This is a genomic window from Mycobacterium sp. Soil_C_30 (genome assembly GCF_057656995.1).
On the sequence record NZ_JBDGJH010000002.1, the window covers coordinates 419,069 to 439,948 of the forward strand.

The following is a 20,880-nucleotide window of genomic DNA, read 5'->3' on the forward strand; positions in this document are numbered from 1 at the left end:
TTCCTCATCGCGATGGCCGTCGCTAGCACCGGCCGACGGCCTTGGCGGTGGCCTCGCGGGTGGCGGGCCCGACCGTCAACCTCCGCGCCGCCAACAGGTCGTCGGGGGTGTCGATGTCGCAGCGCAATCCCGGCCACGACCCGGCGAGCTCGATGGCACCTGAATTGCGGTGCAGCACAGCGGAATCGGCGCCGAAATGAGGGTCGAGTGGGACGCCGAACGCGAACAGTGCGGAGGTACCGCCGCCGTGCCGGTCGGCGACGAAACTGCGCGGATAGGCTTGGGCGGCGGCGATGGCCTCACCGAGCTCATGCGGTGTCAGAGCCGGAAGATCCCCTTGCAGGACAAAGACATTGGGGGTGGTCCTGCGGACCAGCTCCTCGCCCGCGCGCAGGGCGCTGTTCAGCGGGTCGGGATCACCGGGCGGTGTCGGGTCGTCGAGCGCCCCGGCCCCCAGCCGCGCGGCGGCAGCCGCCGCGGTCTCGTCAGGGGTGACCACGGTGACCGAGGCCACCGCTGATACTTGTTGGGCGGCCGCGATGGTGTCGAGCAGCATGGCCAGAACCAGCTGCTCGCGCGCCTCGGCGGACAACGCGGGGGCGAGTCGGGTCTTGGCGGCACTGAGCCGTTTGACCGCGATGATCAGCCCGGCTCGTACCGGTCCCGCCGACTGCCTGACACTCATGTCGACCATCCTGCCAGCGGTGCTGGCAGGATGGCGCAAGGTAGTTGCGGTTCCATGATCGACGGACCGGCCGCGGGACGAGGGCGACGCTGGGCCGGTCCCATCATTAAGGGGTTCGACGAGGTATGACCGGCACGGTGGGCACCGCAACGGTGATGGGCGCTGGCGCCTGGGGGACGGCGCTGGCCAAGGTGCTGGCCGATACGGGCAGTGAGGTGCGGTTGTGGGCCCGCCGCGACGCCGTCGCCGACGAGATCAACCGCACTCACCGCAACAGCGAGTACCTGGGGGGCGTCGAACTGCCCGCCCGGATCAGGGCGACCACCGACGCGAAGGAGGCGCTGCACGGGGTGACCACTGTGTTGTTGGCCACTCCTTCTCAACAGTTGCGGGCCAATCTGGAGACCTGGACACCTGCCCTGGAGCGGGGCGCGACGCTGGTCAGTCTCGCCAAGGGCATCGAATTGGGCACACTCATGCGGATGAGTCAGGTGATCATCCAGGTCACCGGGGTGGACCCGAGTCAGGTCGCGGTGCTGTCGGGTCCCAACCTGGCCGCCGAGATCGCCGCCGAACAACCCGCGGCGACGGTGATCGCCTGCCAGGACTCGGGTCGTGCCGTGACGCTGCAACGCTCGCTGAACACCCGCTACTTCCGCCCGTACACCAATGCCGATGTCATCGGCACCGAAATCGGTGGCGCCTGTAAGAACGTCATCGCCTTGGCCTGCGGAATGGCCGCCGGTGTCGGACTGGGGGAGAACACCGCGGCGGCGATCATCACCCGGGGTCTCGCCGAGATCATGCGACTCGGTATCGCCCTGGGTGCCAAGGGTGCCACCCTGGCCGGGCTGGCCGGAGTCGGCGATCTGGTCGCAACCTGCTCGTCACCGCGCTCGCGCAACCGGGCCTTCGGTGAGCGTCTGGGCCGCGGGCAGACTCTGGAAGAGGCGCAGCGCGCCGGCGGCGGACATGTCGCCGAGGGCGTCACCTCGTGTGAGTCGGTGCTGGCGCTGGCGTCCAGTTACGACGTCGAGATGCCCCTGACCGACGCGGTGCACCGGGTCTGTCACCGGGGTCTGTCGGTGTTCGAGGCCGTCGCGCTGCTGTTGGGCCGCAGCACCAAACCGGAGTGAGAGGTATGACCGACGAATTCGGCGCGTCCACGCGCAGCGTGAAAGCAGTGAGCTCACAACATGTTCCGGGACAACCGGTGGCGCCGTCACCGGTGTCGGCGGCCACCTACCATCTGGCACCGGACGCCGGAGAAGGCCTGGACTCCTACGGCCGCGCCACCAACCCCACGTGGCGTCAGGCGGAATCGGCGCTCGCGCAGTTGGAAGGTGCTGCGGCGGCTCTGGTGTTCGGGTCGGGGATGGCCGCGGTCACTGCCGCGCTGCGGGTGCTCTCCCGGCCGGGGACGGTTCTGGTGGTGCCCGCGGACGGCTACTACCAGGTCCGCGCGTATGCCTCGGAATACCTTGCGCCGCTTGGTGTCACCGTTCGGGAAGCGCGCTGCAGCGAGATCTGTGAGGCGGCCGCTGACGCCGATGTGGTGGTGGCCGAGACTCCGGCCAACCCAGGCCTCGATGTCGTGGATCTGCACCAGCTGGTGCATGTGTGTCGTGGCCGCGGTGCCCGGCTGCTGGTCGACAACACCACCGCGACCCCGCTGGGACAGCAGCCCTTGGCGCTGGGTGCCGATCTGGTGGTGGCCAGTGCCACCAAAGCACTGTCCGGGCACAGTGACCTGCTGGCCGGCTACGTCGCCGGAGACGACCCCGAACTGATGGCCGCCGTCGAGCGGGAACGGCTGCTGGCCGGCCCGATCCTGGGCGCCTTCGAAGCGTGGTTGCTGATCCGCAGCCTCGGCAGTGCGGGTCTGCGCATCGAGCGGCAGAACCAGAGCGCGCTGGCCCTGGCGCACATGCTCGACGAGCACCCGGCGGTGCGATCGGTCCGTTACCCCGGGTTGCCGTCCGATCCGGCGCACGCGGTGGCCTCGCGGCAGATGGCCAAGTTCGGTGGACTGGTGTCGGTGGAGCTCGCCGACGCCGCCGCGGTCGACACGTTGGTGCGGCGAAGCCGGCTGATGGTCGCCGCGACGAGCTTCGGCGGTATCCACACCTCGGTGGATCGCCGCGCCCGGTGGGGGGACCCGGTGAGCCCCGGCTTCGCCCGGATCTCCCTCGGTATCGAGGACACCGACGACGTCCTCGCCGATTTCGCACATGCGCTCGGTTGACCTCTCGGATCGCTTCGGTGGGTCCGGGGGCGGTAGCGTCTCCAGGTTGTGACTGCCCCCTCGGAACCAACCGGTCGCATCCGCGTCGCCGTCGTCTTCGGCGGTCGAAGCAGCGAGCACGCCATTTCCTGTGTGTCGGCGGGCAGCATCCTGCGCAATCTCGACCCCGAACGGTATGAGGCCGTTCCGGTCGGCATCACTGCGGACGGCTCCTGGGTGCTGAGTTCGGCCACCCCCGCCAGCCTGGCGATCGCCGACGGCAAGCTCCCGGAGGTGACCGACGGGTCCGGGCAGGCGCTCGCGCTGGCCACCGACCCGCGACGCAGCGGTGAGCTGGTGTCACTCGGCCAGGGGGCCGGTGCGATCCTGGCTACCGTCGACGTGGTGTTCCCGGTGCTGCACGGGCCCTACGGCGAAGACGGCACGATCCAGGGGCTGCTGGAACTCGCGGGGGTGCCGTACGTCGGAGCCGGCGTGCTGGCCAGTGCCGCAGGCATGGACAAGGAGTTCACCAAGAAGCTGCTGGCCGCCGAAGGCCTCCCAATCGGCGACCAGGTGGTGTTGCGGCCCAGGCAGCGCACCCTCGAGCCCGAGCAACGTGAGCGGCTCGGCCTGCCGGTGTTCGTCAAACCTGCTCGGGGTGGCTCGTCCATCGGTGTGAGCCGGGTGACCACCTGGGACCAACTCGACGACGCCATCGCCGCCGCCCGACAGCACGATCCCAAGGTGATCGTCGAGGCCGCGGTGGTCGGCCGCGAGCTGGAATGCGGCGTGCTCGAACTGCCCGACGGCAGGATCGAAGCCAGCACGGTCGGCGAGATCCGGGTCGCGGGGGTGCGCGGCCGCGAAGACGGCTTCTACGACTTCGCCACGAAGTACCTCGATGATGCCGCCGAGCTCGACGTGCCCGCCAAGGTCGACGACGAGGTGGCCGACGAGATCCGGCAGCTCGCCATCCGGGCGTTCCAGGCGATCGACTGCCAGGGATTGGCGCGGGTGGACTTCTTCCTGACCGACAGTGGTCCGGTGCTCAACGAGATCAACACCATGCCCGGCTTCACCACCATCTCGATGTATCCGCGGATGTGGGCGGCCAGCGGAGTGGATTATGCGACGCTGCTGACCGCGATGGTCGAGACGGCGTTGGCGCGCGGTACCGGTCTGCGCTGAACGCGGCTAACGCGGCGGCCCCGGGTCGAGCGCTCTGGCGGGCAGGGTCTTCTCGATGGCTCTGGACAGTTCCTGGATCGGGGTGGGGCCGGAACCGGACGGCAGGGTCAACGCGACGTACACCGGACGGTCCACGGCGAACCAGGTGGTGAGCGTGCCGGACGGATCGGTGACTCGAAACCATTGCACGGCGTCGACCACCTGCAGGGGGGCGCCCACCACAAAGTCGGCGGGCCGGTCCAGCCCGCAGCGCAGGATCACCGGCTCGCCGCCCGGTTCGTCCTGCCAGGCAGCGGCGCCGGGTGGCACCGGTTCCACCGCGGTGGCCCGCCGGTAATCCCCGAGCTGATCCGGGACAGCGGCCATCAGCCTGCCGCAGTCGGGGCCGTCGGCCTGCGGCGCAGGGGCCGCCGCGATCGCCACCGGGGTGGGTTCGGGTGTGCGCGTGGCCGCGATCGCCAACACCGCGACCACAGCGGCGACGGCGAGGACCAGAGCAGCGATCAGCGCACCTCTGGGTGGGCCGTCGCGTTCGATTTCCGACATCAGTTCCGAGCGGCCACGATCTAGTGGGACGTCCCGGCGATCGGGCACGTCAGCGTGCGGGTGATTCCTTCGACCTGCTGTACCGCGCCCACGATGCCCTGCACGGCCTCGTCGTCGTCGGCTCCGACCCGGACCACCACGTCGTAAGGGCCCGTCACGTACTCCGAGCACACCACACCGGGCAGCGCTGCCACCTGCTTGGCGACGACCTCGGCGCGGCCCACCTCGGTCTGGATCAGCATGAACGCCTCGGCCACCCGGTAATCTCCTGCCTCGAAGTTGGGACTCAACGTACCGCAGGTCGAGCGTGCGTTCAGAGCAGGCGAGAGCGGGACGAGTGTGGATGAACCGGGTCGGCAGACGTTGGGCGAGCTGGGGGAGTTCGCGGTCATCGAACGGTTGACCGCGGGCCGGCCGTATCCGGAGAGTCTGCAGCTCGGACCCGGTGACGACGCTGCGGTGTTGGCCGCGCCCGACGGCCGTGTGGTGGTCTCCACCGACATGCTGGTGGAGGGACGGCACTTCCGCCTGGACTGGTCGTCGCCGCATCAGGTGGGCTGCAAGGCGATCGCGCAGAACGCCGCTGACATCGAGGCCATGGGCGCGACGGTGACGGGCTTCGTCGTCGCGTTCGGCGCTCCGGCGTCGACCCCGGTCGACCAGGCCGTCGAGATCGCCGACGGCATGTGGGCGGAGGCCGGCCGTGCCGGCGCGCCGATCATCGGCGGTGACCTGGTGTCCAGCCCGCATTGGGTGATCTCGGTGACCGTCTTCGGCGACCTCGGCGGCCGTGCTCCGGTCACCCGCGGTGGCGCGCGCCCCGGAGCGGTGGTGGCCGTGGTCGGCGACCTGGGTGTCTCCGCAGCCGGATACGCACTGCTGGCCGCGGGGGTCGACGACTACGACGAGTTCCGCGACCGCCACCGCTCGCCGGTGCCGCCGTACGGCCAGGGCCCGGTCGCCGCGCGCGCCGGCGCCACGGCGATGACCGATACCTCCGATGGGCTGGTCGCCGATCTTCGCCACATCGCGCAGATGTCCGGTGTCGACATCGATCTGTCCGCTGAAGCGCTGCGGGCCGAGTGGGCGATCCTGAAGCCCGCCGCCGAAGACGTCGGTGCCGACGCCCGCGCGTGGGTGCTCGGCGGTGGTGAGGATCACGCTCTGGTGGCCTGTTTTCCGGGCGAGGTGCCCCCGGGTTGGCGGGTGATCGGAGCGGTGCGGCAGCGTGACGGCGCCGGCCCGGAGCGGGTGCTTGTCGACGGGCAGGAGTGGTCCGGAGCCGCGGGCTGGGAGTCCTTCGCCGGCGATTGCTAGTTTGTCGGCGTGACCGCGCGCCCTTTGGATGAACTCGTTGACGACGGCTGGGCGCAGGCGCTGGCCCCGGTACGCGATCAGGTGGCGCGCATGGGGGAGTTCCTGCGTGCCGAGATCGCCGAGGGCAGGGGATACCTGCCTGCGGGCCCGAACGTGTTGCGCGCCTTCACTTTTCCGTTCGAATCAGTGCGGGTGCTGATCGTCGGCCAGGATCCCTATCCCACCCCCGGACACGCGATCGGGCTGAGTTTCTCGGTGGCCCCGGAGGTCCGGCCGCTGCCGCGCAGCCTGGCGAACATCTTCACCGAGTACACCGCCGATCTGGGTTATCCGGCTCCGACCACCGGCGACCTCACCCCGTGGTCGCAGCAGGGCGTGATGCTGCTCAACAGGGTGCTGACCGTGCGGCCGGGCACACCGGCCTCACACCGCGGCAAGGGCTGGGAAGCCGTCACGGAGTGCGCCATTCGCGCGCTGGTGCAGCGATCCACTCCGCTGGTGGCCATCCTCTGGGGTCGCGATGCCTCCACCCTGAAGCCGATGCTCGGGCCGGAGTGTGTGGCCATCGAATCGCCGCACCCGTCGCCGCTGTCGGCCTCGCGCGGGTTCTTCGGGTCGCGTCCGTTCAGCCGGGCCAACACCTTGTTGACCGAGATGGGTGCGGCGCCCGTCGACTGGCGCCTGCCGTAGTCGACTGCGCACAGCAAGGCGCCGCACCCAGTGGGTGCGGCGCCTTGCTGTGCAAAGGGGGCCGGATCACGAACCGCTCGACGAGTCCTCGGAGGAGTCGTCACCACCACCGGTTTCGTTGGGGTAGTAGTCCGGCGGCGGCACGATGGTCGTGGTCGTCGGTGTCAACGTGGGTACCGGCTCGGGCCCCGGAGTCGGAGTCGGCTCGGCGGAGGCGACTCCGACGGTGATCATTGCCGCTGCCGCGAAAGCAGCGCCGGTCAGGGCGATGGTTCGGGACGAGAGCTTACGTGAGGTCATGCCTCTCGACTACCCCACGAATGAATTCAATTAACCCGTCATCTGCGGAATATTGGGCCGCAGAGAAGCGTTCAGCCCTGCTTGACGACCTTGCCGGCCTTGATGCACGAGGTGCAGGCGTTGATGCGCTTCTTGTTGCCACCGGGACGGGTGACGGCGTTCACCGACTGGATGTTCGGATCCCACCGACGGCTGGTCCGGCGATGGGAGTGCGACACCGACTTACCGAAACCGGGGCCCTTCCCGCAGATATCGCACACGGCAGCCATGTAGAACTCCTCATCCAAGATCGAATAACGGGGCCAGCAACCGCGGTGCGGGTGACCCGACAACCTGAACAGAATACCGAGCCACGCGGCGATCGCCAAAACGCTGCCCACAGCCCCACCTCGCCGGGTTGTTTTCGACGGTCGCTGTCGTCGGCACTGATTAGGCTAGCGCCCGCACGCGGTGGTGGGCGCGGGTAGGCGGTTGGGTGGCGGGCGGGTAGGCGGTTGGGTGGCGGGCGGGTAGAAGGAGGGTCATGGCGGATCGTCGGCTCGACGGCGCCGCGCTGCTGTCGTGGGCGCACACGTGCGTCGGAGAGTTGATCTCTCACGCTGACGAGATCAACCGGCTCAACGTGTTCCCGGTAGCCGACGCCGACACCGGCACCAACATGCTGTTCACCATGCGTGCGGCCCTGGCGGAAGCCACCGCGCCGACCGTCGAAGCCGGCCCCGCCGAGGTGGCGCAGGTGGCGTCCTGTCTGGCACGCGGCGCGGTGCATGGCGCGCGGGGGAACTCCGGGATGATCCTGTCGCAGATCTTGCGTGGCATCGCCGATGTCACGGCGGCCGCGGACGCCGGTGGACGGCTCCTCGAGATCGACGCGGCCGTGCTTGCCGCGGCGCTGCGGCACGCGGTCGGGCTGGTCGCCTCCTCGCTGGGCGGTGACGTGGTTCCGGGAACCATCGTCTCCGTGCTGCAGGCAGCGGCCACTGCGGCCGAACACAGCACCGCCGAAGGCGGCACCCTCGGTGATGCGGTGGCCGCCGCCGGGGACGCGGCCGTGGTGGCATTGGAGAAGACGCCGGATCAGTTGACGGTGCTGGCCGAAGCCGGCGTGGTGGATTCCGGTGGCCGCGGTCTGGTGGTGCTGCTGGACGCGCTGCGCACCACCGTCAGCGCGCACGCGCCGGTACGCCCGGCCTACGAACCGAGGCCCGACAAGACGGCACCACCGCGGCCGGCTCCTCAGGGGCCACCGCAATTCGAGGTGATGTACCTGCTCACCGGCTGCCCGGCCGGCGCGGTCGACCAATTGCGTGCCCGCCTGGAGGCACTCGGCGACTCGGTGGCACTGGCGGAAGCACTGCCCGGTGGCGGTTTCTCGGTACACATCCACACCGACGACGCGGGCGCGGCGATCGAAGCCGGGCTCGAATACGGCGCCGCCAGCCGGATCCAGATCTCGGTGCTCCCGTCGGGCGCAGCCAAACCGGCCCCGGGTGCTTTCAGCGTCGGGCGTGCAGTCCTGGCGGTCGTGGACGGCGATGGCGCCGCCGAGCTGTTCGCCGGCGAAGGTGCGACGGTGCTGCGCCCTGACCCGGCCGACGGTGCAGCCGTCGATGCCCGGCAATTGGTGCGGGCGGTGATCGACACGGGCGCAGCGCAAGTGATGGTGCTGCCCAACGGGTATGTCGCGGCCGAGGAGCTGGTGGCGGGGTGCACAGCGGCGATCAGCTGGGGTATCGATGTGGTTCCGGTGCCCACCAGTTCGATGGTGCACGGGCTGGCCGCATTGGCGGTGCACGACCCCGCCCGCCGGGCCGTCGACGACGGCTACACCATGGCCGCCGCGGCGGGAGCCACCCGATACGGCTCGGTGCGGGTGGCAGAAGAAGCGGCGCTGACGTGGGCCGGCCCGTGCCGGGTAGGCGACGGCCTGGGCATCATCGGTGGGGAGGTGTTGGTGGTACGTCACGACATCACCGCTGCCGCAAGGGGTTTGATCGACCTGATGCTGGGCGTTGGCGGGGAACTGGTGACGGTGCTGCTGGGTGACGGGGTGACCCCGGCAGTCAGCGCGGCGCTGTCCGCCCACGTGCACCTGCACCATCCCGGTACCGAACTCGTCAGCTATCAGACCGGCCACGCCGGTGACGTCGTGATCATCGGAGTGGAGTGAGATGGCCGCGTTGACTGATCCGCTCGACTTCATCATCGGCAAGAAGGCGGCGGCCAAACTCGACGAGGTTTTCGGCGTCCGCACCGTCAACGACCTGGTGCGCTACTACCCCCGCAAGTACAACAAGGGGGCAACCATGGTGGGGGACAAGGACGAACCCCTGGAGGCGGGTGAACACGTCACCTTCGTGGACACCATCGCCAAGGTCGATCTACGTTGGACCAATCGGTCGCCCAAACGCGAGATGATGGTGGTGACACTGGCCGACCGCCCGGTCACCGCCACGTTCTTCAACGCGAAATACCTGAAACACAGTCTGGTGGAGGGCACTCGGCTGATGATCTCCGGCGAGATCGGGTTTTTCCGCAACCAGATGCAACTCACCCATCCCGCGCACCTGGTGCTCGACTCGCCCACGGGCCGGCTGCGGGGCAGCAAGAACCTCAAGGCCCTGGCGGCCCGGGGTGATGACGGTGAGCTGGACTTCTCGGTGTTCGAGCGGGAGTTCTTCCCCATCTATCCGGCCAGCGCCAAGATGCAGAGCTGGGACATCTACGCCTGTGTGCGCCAGGTGCTCGAGGTCCTCGATCCGGTACCCGATCCGTTCCCGGAATCCTTCGTGCGACGGCGCGACCTGATGTCCGAGGACGCAGCCTTGCGCGCGATCCACCTGTCGGAGAACTCGAACGAGCGTGAGCGGGCCATCGAACGGTTGACGTTCGACGAGGCGGTGGGAATGCAGTGGGCGCTGGTGGCGCGCAGGCACAGCGAAATACGCCGGCCGGGTCCGCCGGCCCCCCTCGTGCCCGGCGGGATTCGCGACCGGATGCTCGGCCAGATGCCCTTCGAGCTGACCGCCGGTCAGGGCGAGGTCTTGTCGGTGATCTCCGATGAACTCTCGGCCAGTCATCCGATGAACCGGATGCTGCAAGGTGAGGTGGGCTCGGGCAAGACCATCGTCTCGGTGCTGTGCATGCTGCAGATGATCGACGCCGGCTATCAGTGCGCGCTGCTGGCGCCCACGGAAGTGCTTGCCACCCAACATGCCCGGGGGATCCGTGAGGTGCTGGGCCCGCTCGCCACGGCGGGCGAACTCGGCGGGGACGAAGCGGGTACCCGGGTGGCGCTGTTGACGGGATCGGTCTCGGCCGCCCGCAAGCGGCAGATCCGCGAGGAGATCGCCGCCGGCGACGCCGGGATCGTGGTCGGTACACACGCTCTGTTGCAGGACGCGGTCGAGTTCCAGCGGCTGGGTCTGGTGGTGGTGGACGAACAGCACCGCTTCGGCGTGGAACAGCGAGATCAGTTGCGCGCCAAGGCCCCCGACGGACTGACTCCGCACTTGCTGGTGATGACGGCAACGCCGATCCCGCGAACCATGGCCCTCACCGTCTACGGAGATCTGGAAACGTCGACCCTGCGCGAACTCCCGCGGGGCCGGCAGCCCATCAGCACCACCACCGTGTTCACCGGCCAGAACAAGAAGTGGCTGGACCGTGCGTGGCAGCGGATCGTCGAGGAGGTGCAGGCCGGCCGGCAGGCCTATGTGGTGGCGTCGCGGATCGAGGACACCGTCACCGAGGAGAAGGGCCCGCGCCCGATTCCCGTCACCATCCTCTATGAATTCCTGCGTACCGGTCCGTTGAAGGATCTGCGGGTCGGGCTGATGCACGGCAAGCTCGAGGCGGACGAGAAGGATGCGGTAATGACGGCCTTCAAGGCCGGGGACATCGATGTGCTGGTGTCCACCACGGTCATCGAAGTGGGTGTGGATGTCCCGAACTCGACGATGATGGTGGTGGCTGATGCCGACCGCTTCGGGATCAGCCAGCTGCATCAATTGCGTGGCCGCATCGGGCGCGGTAGCCACCCCAGCCTGTGTCTACTGGTGACGCAGTTCCCCGAATCGTCGAACGCGGGGCGGCGCCTCAAAGCGGTGGCCTCCACCCTGGACGGTTTCGAGTTGGCCGATCTCGATCTCGAGGAACGCCGCGAGGGCGACGTCCTGGGCCAGAACCAGTCCGGCCGCTCCCTTCATCTGCGATTCCTGTCATTGAACAAGCACCGCGAGATCATCGAGGAAGCCCGCGCCTTCTGCGAACTGGTCTACCCGCAGATGCCCACCGATCCCGGGCTGGCGAGGCTGGCCGAGTATTTCACTCAGGAGCGCATCGCCTACATGGAGAAGTCGTGAAGCGCTCCACGCAGGTGTGGCTGGCCCTGATGGCCGTGCTGTCGGTGATCGTCGCCTATCAGGTGGTCTCGGAGAGCGCCGACGGTGCTTCCGTCGCCCAGGCCGATATCCCCACGGTGGCGCCCGGATCCGATGTGCTGGCCGGAATCATGGTGGTGCCCACCAGGATACGAGTCAACGATTACCGCAGGGATGCGTTCGGAGAAGCATGGGATGACGACAACGACGCCCCGGGGGGCCGCAACGGCTGCGACACCCGAAACGACATCCTGCAACGCGATCTCGTCGAGAAGACCTACACCGACATCAAACGCTGTCCGACGGCGGTGGCCACCGGCACCCTGCACGACCCGTACACCAACGCCGTCGTCGCCTTCACCCGCGGCAACCAGATCGGTGCGTCGGTGCAGATCGACCACATCGTGCCGTTGGCGTTGGCGTGGGACATGGGGGCGCGCAACTGGACCGACGCCATGCGGCTGCGGTTCGCCAACGACCCCGCCAATCTGCTGGCCGTGGCCGGCGGGGCGAACCAGGACAAAGGCGACAGCGAACCCGCGGTTTGGATGCCACCGAACTCGGCGTTCCACTGCCAGTACGCGGTCCAGTTCGTCGAGGTGCTGCGCGGTTACGCGCTGACCATCGACGAGGCCTCGGCGGCGGCACTGCGCGAGGGCGCGGAAACCTGCCCGGCGGGCTGAACCCGCGCGAGAACAAAGGCCTGATCCGCCGTCTCCCGGGCCGCGACGTTCCGGGCGCGGATGTGCTGCCACCGTGGGGTGAAACCGGCGCCGCTCAGCGCGCGCACCACCGCTTCGACGTCGTGACGAAGGAACCGCAGATCCACGTCGTGTCCGAACGCGGAAGTCAATTCCAATGTCGGAGCGCCAGTCTGGAATGCCAACAACACCCGGCCCGTGTCGGTGAGCACCCGGCGGAACTCGCCGAACAGCCGGGGGAGCTCGGCAGCCGGGGTGTGCACGATCGAGTACCAACCGCACACCGCCGCACACGATGAGTCCGGTACCGGCAACATGAACATGTCGGCCACGGTGAATCGGGCCTGCGGGCAGCGGCCGCGGGCGATGTCGATCATGGCGCCCGATCGGTCGACGCCCAGCACGTCCAGGCCCGCCGCCGCCAGTTCGGCCGCCGCGTAGCCAGGGCCGCAGCCCACGTCGATCACCGGCCCAGCCAGCCCACTGGCGAAGTCGCACAGCAGTTTTCGGTCGAACGGGTGGCGCGCGCCGCCGAAGGCCTCCGCGTACTCGGCCGCGATGGCGTCGTACTGCGTGGAGGGGTGGGCCGAAATGTTCAGGGGCCCGTGTAGGTTTCCGGGTCCGGCCGGAACCGGGTGCCCTCGTCGAGGCCGTTCAAGGTGTCCATGTCACCGGTGCTGAGCTCGAAGTCGAAGACGTCGAGGTTCTCGGCGATGCGTTCGGCCGATGACGACCGCGGAATGACGACATTGCCCAGTTGCAGGTTCCACCGGATCAGCACCTGTGCCGGCGACTTGTCGTACGACGCGGCGATCGACGTCACCGCCGGATTAGCCAGCACCTTGCCGATCCCCAGTGGGCTGTAGGCCTCGGTGACGATGCCGTAGTCGGCATTGACCGCGCGCAACGCAGCCTGGTTGAGCAGCGGGTGAAGCTCGATCTGGTTGACCGCGGGGGTGAAGAACGCCAGGTCGACGATGTTCGACAGGTGCTCGGCGGTGAAGTTGCAGACACCGATGGACTTGGCGAAGCCGTCGGCCTGCAGCCGCATCAGTCCGCCGAAACTGTCGACGTACTTACCGCCTTCGGCGTACGGCCAGTGGATGAGGTACAGGTCCACATAATCCAAGCCCAGCCGTTCCAGGCTGGCCTTCAACGCGTCCTGCGATGACTGGAATCCTTGATCGGCGACCGCCAGCTTGGTGGTGACGAACACCTCGGCCCGCGGAATGCCGGACTTGGCGATGGCACGCCCCACCGCCGCTTCGTTGCCGTACACCGCGGCGGTGTCGATCAGCCGGTACCCGAGCTCCAGCGCCGTCGAGACAGCGTGCTCGGTTTCGGAATCCGAGAGTTCCCCGACACCAAGGCCGAGCGCCGGCATGATGTTCTCGTCATTGAGCCCGATGGAAGGAACAGTCGCCCCCGACTGGCCGTTCGACGTCATCTCACCTACCTGTTGGTTTAAGTGGTATCGCCGGGCCATCCCGGCCCGTTCTCAACAGCACAGTATTACGTAGGTCTAACGTCTCCTAATCAACGACCGCGGTGTTTCGGCGGGTTACCGTGTTCGGCCATGGTGAATGTGATGACTCACACGACGGCGCGACGTAGACGGGTTCCGCTGCCGGTGTTGAAAGCCGGCACCCGCCTCACGCCCACACTGATGTCCGTGCTGCCGCCCTTGGTGAAACGGGCCCTGACCGGCTTCCGCACGGTGACCATCGACGGCAACACCCTCGATCCCACGCTGCAGCTGTTCGTGGCCGGACTTCGGCTCAGCGGTGTCCCCGGCATCGTCGTCGACGACGATGTGGCGTCGAGCCGGAGTGTCATGCACGACACCTGCGTCGAACTCGGGGGTCCGGTGCGGTCGGTCGACATCACCACACTGTCGGTGCCGGGCCCAGCCGGCGCCATCCCGGTGCGCCACTACCGCGCCGGTGACTCGTCGTCGGCCCTGGTGTTCTTCCACGGCGGCGGTTACATGCTCGGCGACCTGGACGGTTATGACGCGCTGTGCCGGCGCTTGTGTCACGACGCGCAGACACAGGTGTTCTCGGTGGACTACCGCCTCGCTCCGGAGCACCCGGCCCCTGCGGCCGTCGACGACAGCTGCACGGCCTATACCTGGGTGACCGAGCACGCCGAGGATTTTGGTGTCCCGGCTGATCGAATCGCTGTCGGTGGGGACAGCGCGGGCGGCGGTCTGGCGGCCGTGGTCGCGCAGTGGGCCAGGAACAGCCCGGTGCCGGCTCCGGCGTTGCAGATGCTGCTCTACCCCGTCACCGATCTGGGTGCCCAGACCCGTTCCCGCACCCTCTTCGCCGACGGTTTCATCTTGACCGGCCACGACATGGCGGTCTTTCGCGACCGGTACCTCGCGCGCTCGGGGCTGGCAGTCACCGACCCGAGGGTCTCGCCGCTGCTCGCCGAGGATGTCGCCGGGTTGGCGCCGGCCCTGGTGGTGACCGCCGGCTTCGATCCGCTGCGTGACGAGGGCGATCTGTATGCGGCGGCGCTGCAACGCGCCGGGGTGCCCGTCGACCTGCGCCGAATGGGGTCGATGGTGCATGGATTCATGAATTTCGCCGGTCTGGGCGGCGGGGTGGAACGTAGTGTCGCGGACATCACCTCCGCGCTGCGGGCCCATCTGCGGCGCGGGTAACCAGCGGTATCGCTGCGCCGGTACGCTGGAGACGCCAAACCCGCGATTACGAGGATCACCAAAACTGTGGCCACCAAACCCAAACGTCCCGCCAAGTACGACCTGAAGGCGGGCGAGCGCAAACGCAACCTGGCGATTCAGATCGGGCTGACCGCCGTCGTGGTCGTCTTCGCCGTCGCGCTCGTGCTCTACATCGTCATGTCGAGCGACAAGAAGCAGGGCGGTGAGGTCCAAGCGGTGCGGGTGGCGGCCGCCAACGTGATCACCAACGAGGGCTCCAGTGACCCCAAAGCCGTGATCTCGCTGTACGAGGATTTCCAGTGCCCGCACTGCCGGACCTTCGAGCAGACCATGGGCCCGACGCTGAACAAGCTGGTGGACAACGGTGGCGTCGCGATCGACTACCACATGGTCGCGATCCTGGACACGCCGACCAACAACAACTACTCCACCCGGTCTGCCAACGCCGCGTACTGCGTTGCCGAGGAAGACAACAGCCCCATGAAGGACTCGTTCCGGCGGTTCCACGGGGCCTTGTTCGCCCAGCAGCCGGCCGAGGGCTCGCCTGCTCCGGACAACGCCTCGCTGATCGAGACCGCGCGTCAGGCCGGTGTCGCGGGCGGCGTCGCCGAGTGCATCAACAACGGCAACTACAACGATGTGGTGGACGGGCTGGCCGCAGCCGCCGGCATCAACTCGACCCCGAGCGTGCGGATCAACGGCGAGGACTACCAGTACAGCACTCCTGATGACCTGGTGAAGAAGGTCGAGGAGATCGTCGGCGACATTCCCAACGTGCCGTGACCGCAACACCCGACGCACACGTAGCGCCTTCGCCGGCCCCGGCGGGCGAGCAGGTGTCGCGTGCGGGCGTCGCGGTGGGACGCCCGAGCGCCCTGTGGATCCTGATCGCCGGCATCGTCGGCCTGGCCGCCGCGACCACGCTGACGATCGAAAAGATCGAGCTGCTCATCGATCCGTCGTATGTGCCGTCGTGCAGCTTGAATCCGGTGCTGTCATGCGGTTCGGTGATGGTCACCCCGCAGGCGTCGGTCTTCGGTTTTCCCAACATGCTGATCGGCCTGGTCGGTTTCACCGTTGTCATCGTTTCGGGCGTGCTCGCGGTGGCCAAGGTGCGGCTGCCGCAGTGGTATTGGGTCGGGCTGGCGGTCGGCAACGCCCTGGGCGTCGTCTTCGTGCACTACCTGATCTTCCAGAGCCTGTACCGCATCGGCGCGCTGTGCCCGTACTGCATGGTCGTCTGGACCGTGATGATCCCGCTGTTCGTGGTGTCCGCGTCGATCGCTCTTCGTCCGCTGGCCGGGAACGTGGTGTTGCGCGGTTTGTATCAATGGCGCTGGTCGATCGTTGCGCTGTGGTTCACCGCGGTTGTGCTGATGATCCTGGTGCGCTTCTGGGATTACTGGTCGACCCTGATCTGACCGTCGAGTGTTCGTTTGCGCCGCTGCGCTGCCCGAGTTCGCCACGGAGCAGCCGGCGGCGTTCCTGTTGTCGGTAGCCGCGTTGCCAACATGGATGTTTGCAAAATTCGCATATTTGCCAGGTGCGGTTTACACAAGAGTGAATGACCTATTTGTTCAGGCACCTTTCGCTTGACGTGCGCCCTCAGGTAGATTGCTGGGGTGTTCTCAAAGGTATTGGTGGCCAATCGCGGTGAAATTGCGATCCGGGCGTTCCGCGCGGCGTACGAACTCAAGGTCGGCACTGTTGCGGTGTATCCGTATGAGGACCGCAATTCGGTGCACCGCCTGAAGGCCGATGAGTCGTATCAGATCGGTGAGGTCGGTCATCCGGTCCGGGCGTATCTGTCGGTGGACCAGATCGTGTCCACGGCGGTGGCGGCCGGTGCGGATGCGGTGTATCCCGGTTACGGCTTTCTGTCGGAGAACCCGGAGTTGGCGGCGGCGTGTGCGGCGGCGGGTATCACCTTCGTCGGGCCCAGTGCCGAGGTGTTGGAGCTGACGGGCAACAAGTCGCGGGCGATCGCGGCCGCGCGTGAGGCGGGCCTGCCGGTGTTGGCGTCGTCGGCGCCGTCGGCGGATGTCGAGGAGTTGTTGGCCGCCGCGGAGACCATGGAGTTCCCGGTGTTCGTCAAGGCGGTGGCCGGTGGCGGTGGGCGCGGGATGCGCCGGGTGGCTGAGCCGTCGGGGCTGCGGGAGGCGATCGAGGCTGCCAGTCGTGAGGCGGAGTCGGCGTTCGGCGATGCCACGGTGTTCCTGGAGCAGGCGGTGATCAATCCCCGCCACATCGAGGTGCAGATCCTGGCCGACACCCAGGGCAACGTGATCCACCTGTTCGAGCGCGACTGCAGTGTGCAGCGGCGTCATCAGAAGGTCATCGAGTTGGCGCCGGCGCCGAACCTGGATCCGGCGTTGCGCGACAGGATCTGCAGTGACGCCGTGGCGTTCGCGCGTCAGATCGGTTATTCGTGTGCGGGCACGGTGGAGTTCCTGCTCGATGAGCGCGGCAACCACGTCTTCATCGAGATGAATCCGCGGATTCAGGTGGAGCACACGGTCACCGAAGAGATCACCGATGTGGACCTGGTGTCGTCGCAGTTGCGGATCGCTGCGGGGGAGTCGCTGGCCGATCTGGGGTTGAGCCAGGAGTCGATCGTGCCGCACGGGGCGGCGCTGCAGTGCCGGATCACCACCGAGGACCCCGCCAACGGGTTCCGTCCGGACACCGGCCGGATCACCGCCTACCGGTCACCGGGTGGTGCGGGGATCCGCCTGGACGGCGGCACCCTGCTGGGTGCGGAGGTCAGTGCGCATTTCGATTCGATGTTGGTGAAGCTGTCGTGTCGGGGCCGCGATTTCCCGACCGCGGTACGCCGGGCTCGGCGGGCGGTGGCGGAGTTCCGTATTCGTGGGGTGTCGACGAACATCCCGTTCCTGCAGGCGGTGCTGGATGACCCCGATTTTGTGGCCGGGCGGGTCACCACGAGCTTCATCGACGAGCGCCCGGGACTGCTGACCGCGCGCTCGAGTGCCGACCGCGGCACCAAGATCTTGAACTATCTGGCCGATGTCACGGTCAACAAACCGCATGGTGAACGCCCGTCGACGGTGTATCCGCAGGACAAGCTGCCCGGTATCGACCTGTCGGTGGCCCCGCCGGCCGGGAGCAAGCAGAAGCTGGCCGAACTCGGTCCGCAGGGTTTTGCTCAGTGGCTCAAGGACTCTGCGGCGGTCGGGGTCACCGATACGACGTTCCGGGATGCGCATCAGTCGTTGTTGGCCACCCGGTTGCGGACCACGGGTCTGTTGATGGTGGCGCCGTATGTGGCGCGGATGATGCCGCAGCTGTTGTCGGTGGAGTGCTGGGGTGGCGCGACTTACGATGTGGCGCTGCGGTTCTTGAAAGAGGATCCGTGGGAGCGGTTGGCGGCGTTGCGGGAGGCGCTGCCGAACATCTGCCTGCAGATGCTGCTGCGGGGCCGCAACACCGTCGGCTACACCCCGTATCCGGAGATCGTCACCAGCGCGTTCGTCGATGAGGCGACCTCGACGGGCATCGACATCTTCCGGATCTTCGATGCGCTGAACAACATCGAGTCGATGCGCCCGGCCATCGATGCGGTGCGGGCCACCAACACCGCGGTGGCCGAGGTGGCGATGTCCTACACCGGGGATCTGTCGAATCCGGCCGAGGACCTCTACACCCTGGATTACTACCTGCGGTTGGCCGAGCAGATCGTGGACGCCGGTGCGCATGTGCTGGCGATTAAGGACATGGCCGGACTGTTGCGTCCCCCGGCGGCGGCCACCTTGGTCTCCGCGCTCAAGAGCAACTTCGACCTGCCGGTGCACGTACACACCCACGACACCCCGGGCGGGCAGTTGGCCACCTATCTGGCGGCCTGGCAGGCCGGCGCCGACGCGGTGGACGGGGCGGCGGCGCCGCTGGCGGGCACCACCAGCCAGCCCGCGTTGAGCTCGATCGTGGCGGCCGCGGCGCACACCGACCGCGACACCGGACTCGATCTGGGTGCGGTGTGTGAGTTGGAGCCGTACTGGGAGGCGTTGCGCAAGGTCTACGCGCCCTTCGAGTCCGGTCTTCCGGCGCCCACGGGCCGGGTGTACACCCACGAGATTCCCGGTGGGCAGCTGTCGAACCTGCGGCAGCAGGCCATCGCGCTGGGCTTCGGGGACCGCTTCGAGGAGATCGAGGCCAATTACGCGGCTGCCGACCGGATCCTGGGCCGGCTGGTGAAGGTCACCCCGAGCTCGAAGGTGGTCGGGGATCTGGCTTTGGCGTTGGTGGGTGCGGGTATTTCGGCCGAGGAGTTCGCCGCCGATCCCGCCCGCTATGACATTCCCGACAGCGTGATCGGGTTCCTGCGCGGTGAACTCGGCGATCCCGCGGGTGGGTGGCCGGAACCGTTGCGCACCAAGGCCCTTGCCGGCCGCGGCCCGGCCAAGCCGGAAACCGCGCTGTCACTCGAGGACGAGGCGGTGCTGGCCCAGCCCGGCGGCAAGCGCCAAGCCACGCTGAACCGGTTGTTGTTCCCCGGCCCCACCAAGGAGTTCGAGGCGCACCGCGAACAGTTCGGCGACACCAGCCAGCTCAGTGCCAACCAGTTCTTCTACGGCCTGCGCCACGGTGACGAGCACCGGGTGCAGCTGGAGAAGGGTGTGGAGCTGCTGATCGGGCTGGAGGCCATCTCCGATGCCGACGAACGCGGTATGCGGACGGTCATGTGCATCATGAACGGCCAGCTGCGCCCGGTCGTGGTGCGGGATCGCAACATCGCCTCCGAGGTGCCCACCGCGGAGAAGGCCGATCGCGGCAACCCCGACCACGTGGCCGCGCCGTTCGCCGGTGTCGTCACCGTCACCGTGGCCGCCGGGGACGCCATCGAGGCCGGGCAGACCATCGCCACCATCGAAGCCATGAAGATGGAAGCCGGGATCACCGCACCCAAGGCCGGCACCGTCGAACGCGTCGCCGTCTCGACCACCGCCCAAGTCGAAGGCGGTGACCTCCTGGTGGTCGTCAGCTGACCCGCATCATCGCCGGAACCGCCGGGGGCAGGCGGCTGCTCGTGCCGCCCCGAGGTACCCGGCCGACCACTGACCGGGTGCGCGAGTCGTTGTTCAATGTGCTTGTCGCGCGGCTGGATTTCACCGGGCTGGCAGTGCTTGATCTCTACGCCGGCTCGGGGGCCCTGGGGTTGGAGGCGTTGTCGCGCGGAGCCGGCTCGGCGTTGTTCGTCGAGAGCGATCAGCGGGCCGCAGCGGTGATAACGCAGAACATCACGGCCCTCGGCTTCCCCGGCGCCGCGGTGCGCCGAGGACACGTCGACTCGGTGGTCGCCGGGGGAGCGGGGGCGCCCGTCGACGTGGTGTTCGCGGATCCGCCGTATGACGTGCGCACCGCCGACCTGGAGGTACTGGTGGCCTCGCTCGATGAAAACGGTTGGGCGACAACGGGAACAGTTGCGGTGGTGGAACGGCCGACAGGCAGCGAGCCGATCGGCTGGCCCCGCGGCTGGCTGGCGTGGCGGTCGCGCAGCTACGGCGACACCAGAGTGGAGATGGCCGAACGGGTCGACGGACATTAGCCCTGCTAGCGTCGGGTGCCATGAGCGGCGCCGTGTGCCCAGGTTCCTTCGACCCCGTCACTCTCGGACACATCGACGTCTTCGAACGCGCCGCAGCGCAGTTCGATGAGGTGGTCGTCGCGGTCCTGGTGAATCCCAACAAAAAAGGCATGTTCACCCTCGAGGAGCGAATCGCGCTGATCGAGGAGTCGACGACACATCTGCCGAACCTGCGGGCCGAGTCCGGGCAGGGGCTCGTCGTGGATTTTGTGAAGGCGCGCGGGCTGACCGCCATCGTCAAGGGACTGCGCACCGGTACCGACTTCGAGTACGAATTGCAGATGGCGCAGATGAACCGGCACGTCGCCGGGGTGGACACGTTTTTTGTCGCCACCACGCCGCAGTACTCGTTCGTGTCGTCGTCCTTGGCCAAAGAGGTGGCCTCGTTGGGTGGCGACGTCACCGATCTGCTGCCGGAACCGGTGAACGCACGACTGCAGGCCAAGCTGCGCGGCTGACATAATGAGGCCGGGTATGCCGGGTTTGTCCATCAAAGTGGCGACACACCGGTGTCGCCACCACAGTCACAGGCGCAACACCAGGCACACTT

20 protein-coding genes and 1 pseudogene are annotated in these 20,880 nt (G+C 67.8%); 14 read left to right on the top strand and 7 right to left on the bottom strand.

Features of this window, described 5'->3' with window-relative positions:
• Positions 1 to 22: 22 nt before the first annotated feature.
• Positions 23 to 685, bottom strand: coding sequence for a 2-phospho-L-lactate guanylyltransferase (gene cofC, locus AC3A6P_RS04955; RefSeq protein WP_487689100.1), 663 nt, complete (start codon positions 683 to 685; stop codon positions 23 to 25).
• A 125-nt stretch (positions 686 to 810) separates the two neighbouring features.
• Here cofC and AC3A6P_RS04960 point away from each other — a divergent pair, with 125 nt between their 5' ends.
• From AC3A6P_RS04960 to AC3A6P_RS04970, 3 genes are read left to right on the top strand one after another with little or no spacing between them, the layout of a single operon-like run.
• Positions 811 to 1,821 (top strand): NAD(P)H-dependent glycerol-3-phosphate dehydrogenase, encoded by a 1,011-nt coding sequence (locus tag AC3A6P_RS04960; RefSeq protein WP_487689102.1) that lies wholly within the window; start codon positions 811 to 813, stop codon positions 1,819 to 1,821.
• Between the two features lie 5 nt (positions 1,822 to 1,826).
• A complete protein-coding gene (locus tag AC3A6P_RS04965; protein ID WP_487689104.1) occupies positions 1,827 to 2,930 on the top strand; it encodes a cystathionine gamma-lyase in 1,104 nt (367 codons plus the stop codon).
• A 48-nt stretch (positions 2,931 to 2,978) separates the two neighbouring features.
• A complete protein-coding gene (locus AC3A6P_RS04970) occupies positions 2,979 to 4,100 on the top strand; it encodes a D-alanine--D-alanine ligase family protein (protein WP_487689106.1) in 1,122 nt (373 codons plus the stop codon).
• Between the two features lie 6 nt (positions 4,101 to 4,106).
• On the opposite strand, the gene AC3A6P_RS04975 is transcribed toward AC3A6P_RS04970, so the two are convergent.
• Both AC3A6P_RS04975 and AC3A6P_RS04980 read right to left on the bottom strand, forming a co-directional pair.
• Positions 4,107 to 4,646: a DUF3515 domain-containing protein gene (locus AC3A6P_RS04975; RefSeq protein ID WP_487689108.1), complete on the bottom strand. Its 540-nt coding sequence runs from the start codon at positions 4,644 to 4,646 to the stop codon at positions 4,107 to 4,109.
• Positions 4,647 to 4,666: 20 nt separating this feature from the next.
• Positions 4,667 to 4,903, bottom strand: coding sequence for an Lrp/AsnC ligand binding domain-containing protein (locus tag AC3A6P_RS04980; protein WP_487689110.1), 237 nt, complete (start codon positions 4,901 to 4,903; stop codon positions 4,667 to 4,669).
• Between the two features lie 82 nt (positions 4,904 to 4,985).
• Here AC3A6P_RS04980 and AC3A6P_RS04985 point away from each other — a divergent pair, with 82 nt between their 5' ends.
• On the top strand, positions 4,986 to 5,963 hold the full coding sequence (locus tag AC3A6P_RS04985) for a thiamine-phosphate kinase (protein WP_487689111.1): 978 nt from the start codon (positions 4,986 to 4,988) through the stop codon (positions 5,961 to 5,963).
• Between the two features lie 9 nt (positions 5,964 to 5,972).
• Complete coding sequence (locus tag AC3A6P_RS04990) at positions 5,973 to 6,653, top strand: uracil-DNA glycosylase (RefSeq protein WP_487689113.1); 681 nt, start codon at positions 5,973 to 5,975, stop codon at positions 6,651 to 6,653.
• 66 nt (positions 6,654 to 6,719) lie between these two features.
• On the opposite strand, the gene AC3A6P_RS04995 is transcribed toward AC3A6P_RS04990, so the two are convergent.
• Both AC3A6P_RS04995 and rpmB read right to left on the bottom strand, forming a co-directional pair.
• Positions 6,720 to 6,953 carry a hypothetical protein gene (locus tag AC3A6P_RS04995; protein ID WP_487689115.1) on the bottom strand — a complete coding sequence of 78 codons (234 nt, stop codon included), beginning with the start codon at positions 6,951 to 6,953 and terminating at the stop codon, positions 6,720 to 6,722.
• Between the two features lie 71 nt (positions 6,954 to 7,024).
• Positions 7,025 to 7,222 (bottom strand): 50S ribosomal protein L28, encoded by a 198-nt coding sequence (gene rpmB / locus AC3A6P_RS05000; RefSeq protein WP_068916327.1) that lies wholly within the window; start codon positions 7,220 to 7,222, stop codon positions 7,025 to 7,027.
• A gap of 254 nt (positions 7,223 to 7,476) precedes the next feature.
• On the opposite strand from rpmB, the gene AC3A6P_RS05005 reads away from it, so the two are divergent.
• The 3 genes from AC3A6P_RS05005 to AC3A6P_RS05015 are packed head-to-tail and all read left to right on the top strand — an operon-like array spanning position 7,477 to position 12,018.
• Positions 7,477 to 9,123 (top strand): DAK2 domain-containing protein, encoded by a 1,647-nt coding sequence (locus AC3A6P_RS05005; protein WP_487689117.1) that lies wholly within the window; start codon positions 7,477 to 7,479, stop codon positions 9,121 to 9,123.
• Position 9,124: 1 nt separating this feature from the next.
• Positions 9,125 to 11,317: an ATP-dependent DNA helicase RecG gene (gene recG / locus AC3A6P_RS05010; RefSeq protein ID WP_487689119.1), complete on the top strand. Its 2,193-nt coding sequence runs from the start codon at positions 9,125 to 9,127 to the stop codon at positions 11,315 to 11,317.
• A gap of 29 nt (positions 11,318 to 11,346) precedes the next feature.
• A complete protein-coding gene (locus tag AC3A6P_RS05015; protein ID WP_487689390.1) occupies positions 11,347 to 12,018 on the top strand; it encodes an HNH endonuclease family protein in 672 nt (223 codons plus the stop codon).
• On the opposite strand, the gene AC3A6P_RS05020 is transcribed toward AC3A6P_RS05015, so the two are convergent.
• On the bottom strand, positions 11,946 to 12,503 hold the full coding sequence (locus tag AC3A6P_RS05020) for a class I SAM-dependent DNA methyltransferase (protein ID WP_487689121.1): 558 nt from the start codon (positions 12,501 to 12,503) through the stop codon (positions 11,946 to 11,948). The two genes, AC3A6P_RS05015 and AC3A6P_RS05020, sit on opposite strands and share 73 nt — an antisense overlap.
• A 128-nt stretch (positions 12,504 to 12,631) precedes the next feature.
• Positions 12,632 to 13,483, bottom strand: coding sequence for an aldo/keto reductase (locus tag AC3A6P_RS05025; protein ID WP_487689123.1), 852 nt, complete (start codon positions 13,481 to 13,483; stop codon positions 12,632 to 12,634).
• A 129-nt stretch (positions 13,484 to 13,612) separates the two neighbouring features.
• On the opposite strand from AC3A6P_RS05025, the gene AC3A6P_RS05030 reads away from it, so the two are divergent.
• The 6 genes and pseudogenes from AC3A6P_RS05030 to coaD all read left to right on the top strand — a co-directional run bounded on the left by AC3A6P_RS05030 (position 13,613) and on the right by coaD (position 20,788).
• Complete coding sequence (locus AC3A6P_RS05030) at positions 13,613 to 14,704, top strand: alpha/beta hydrolase (RefSeq protein WP_487689125.1); 1,092 nt, start codon at positions 13,613 to 13,615, stop codon at positions 14,702 to 14,704.
• A gap of 66 nt (positions 14,705 to 14,770) precedes the next feature.
• Positions 14,771 to 15,502, top strand: a pseudogene (locus AC3A6P_RS05035) (DsbA family protein); the annotation flags it as partial.
• Positions 15,503 to 15,504: 2 nt separating this feature from the next.
• Positions 15,505 to 16,146 carry a vitamin K epoxide reductase family protein gene (locus tag AC3A6P_RS05040; RefSeq protein ID WP_487689127.1) on the top strand — a complete coding sequence of 214 codons (642 nt, stop codon included), beginning with the start codon at positions 15,505 to 15,507 and terminating at the stop codon, positions 16,144 to 16,146.
• A 201-nt stretch (positions 16,147 to 16,347) separates the two neighbouring features.
• Entirely contained in the window at positions 16,348 to 19,731 is a 3,384-nt protein-coding gene (locus AC3A6P_RS05045; protein ID WP_487689129.1) for a pyruvate carboxylase, read from the top strand.
• Complete coding sequence (rsmD, locus tag AC3A6P_RS05050) at positions 19,728 to 20,291, top strand: 16S rRNA (guanine(966)-N(2))-methyltransferase RsmD (protein WP_487689392.1); 564 nt, start codon at positions 19,728 to 19,730, stop codon at positions 20,289 to 20,291. Before AC3A6P_RS05045 ends, rsmD begins: the two co-directional genes overlap by 4 nt.
• A 20-nt stretch (positions 20,292 to 20,311) precedes the next feature.
• A complete protein-coding gene (coaD, locus tag AC3A6P_RS05055) occupies positions 20,312 to 20,788 on the top strand; it encodes a pantetheine-phosphate adenylyltransferase (RefSeq protein WP_487689131.1) in 477 nt (158 codons plus the stop codon).
• Positions 20,789 to 20,880: the final 92 nt, after the last annotated feature.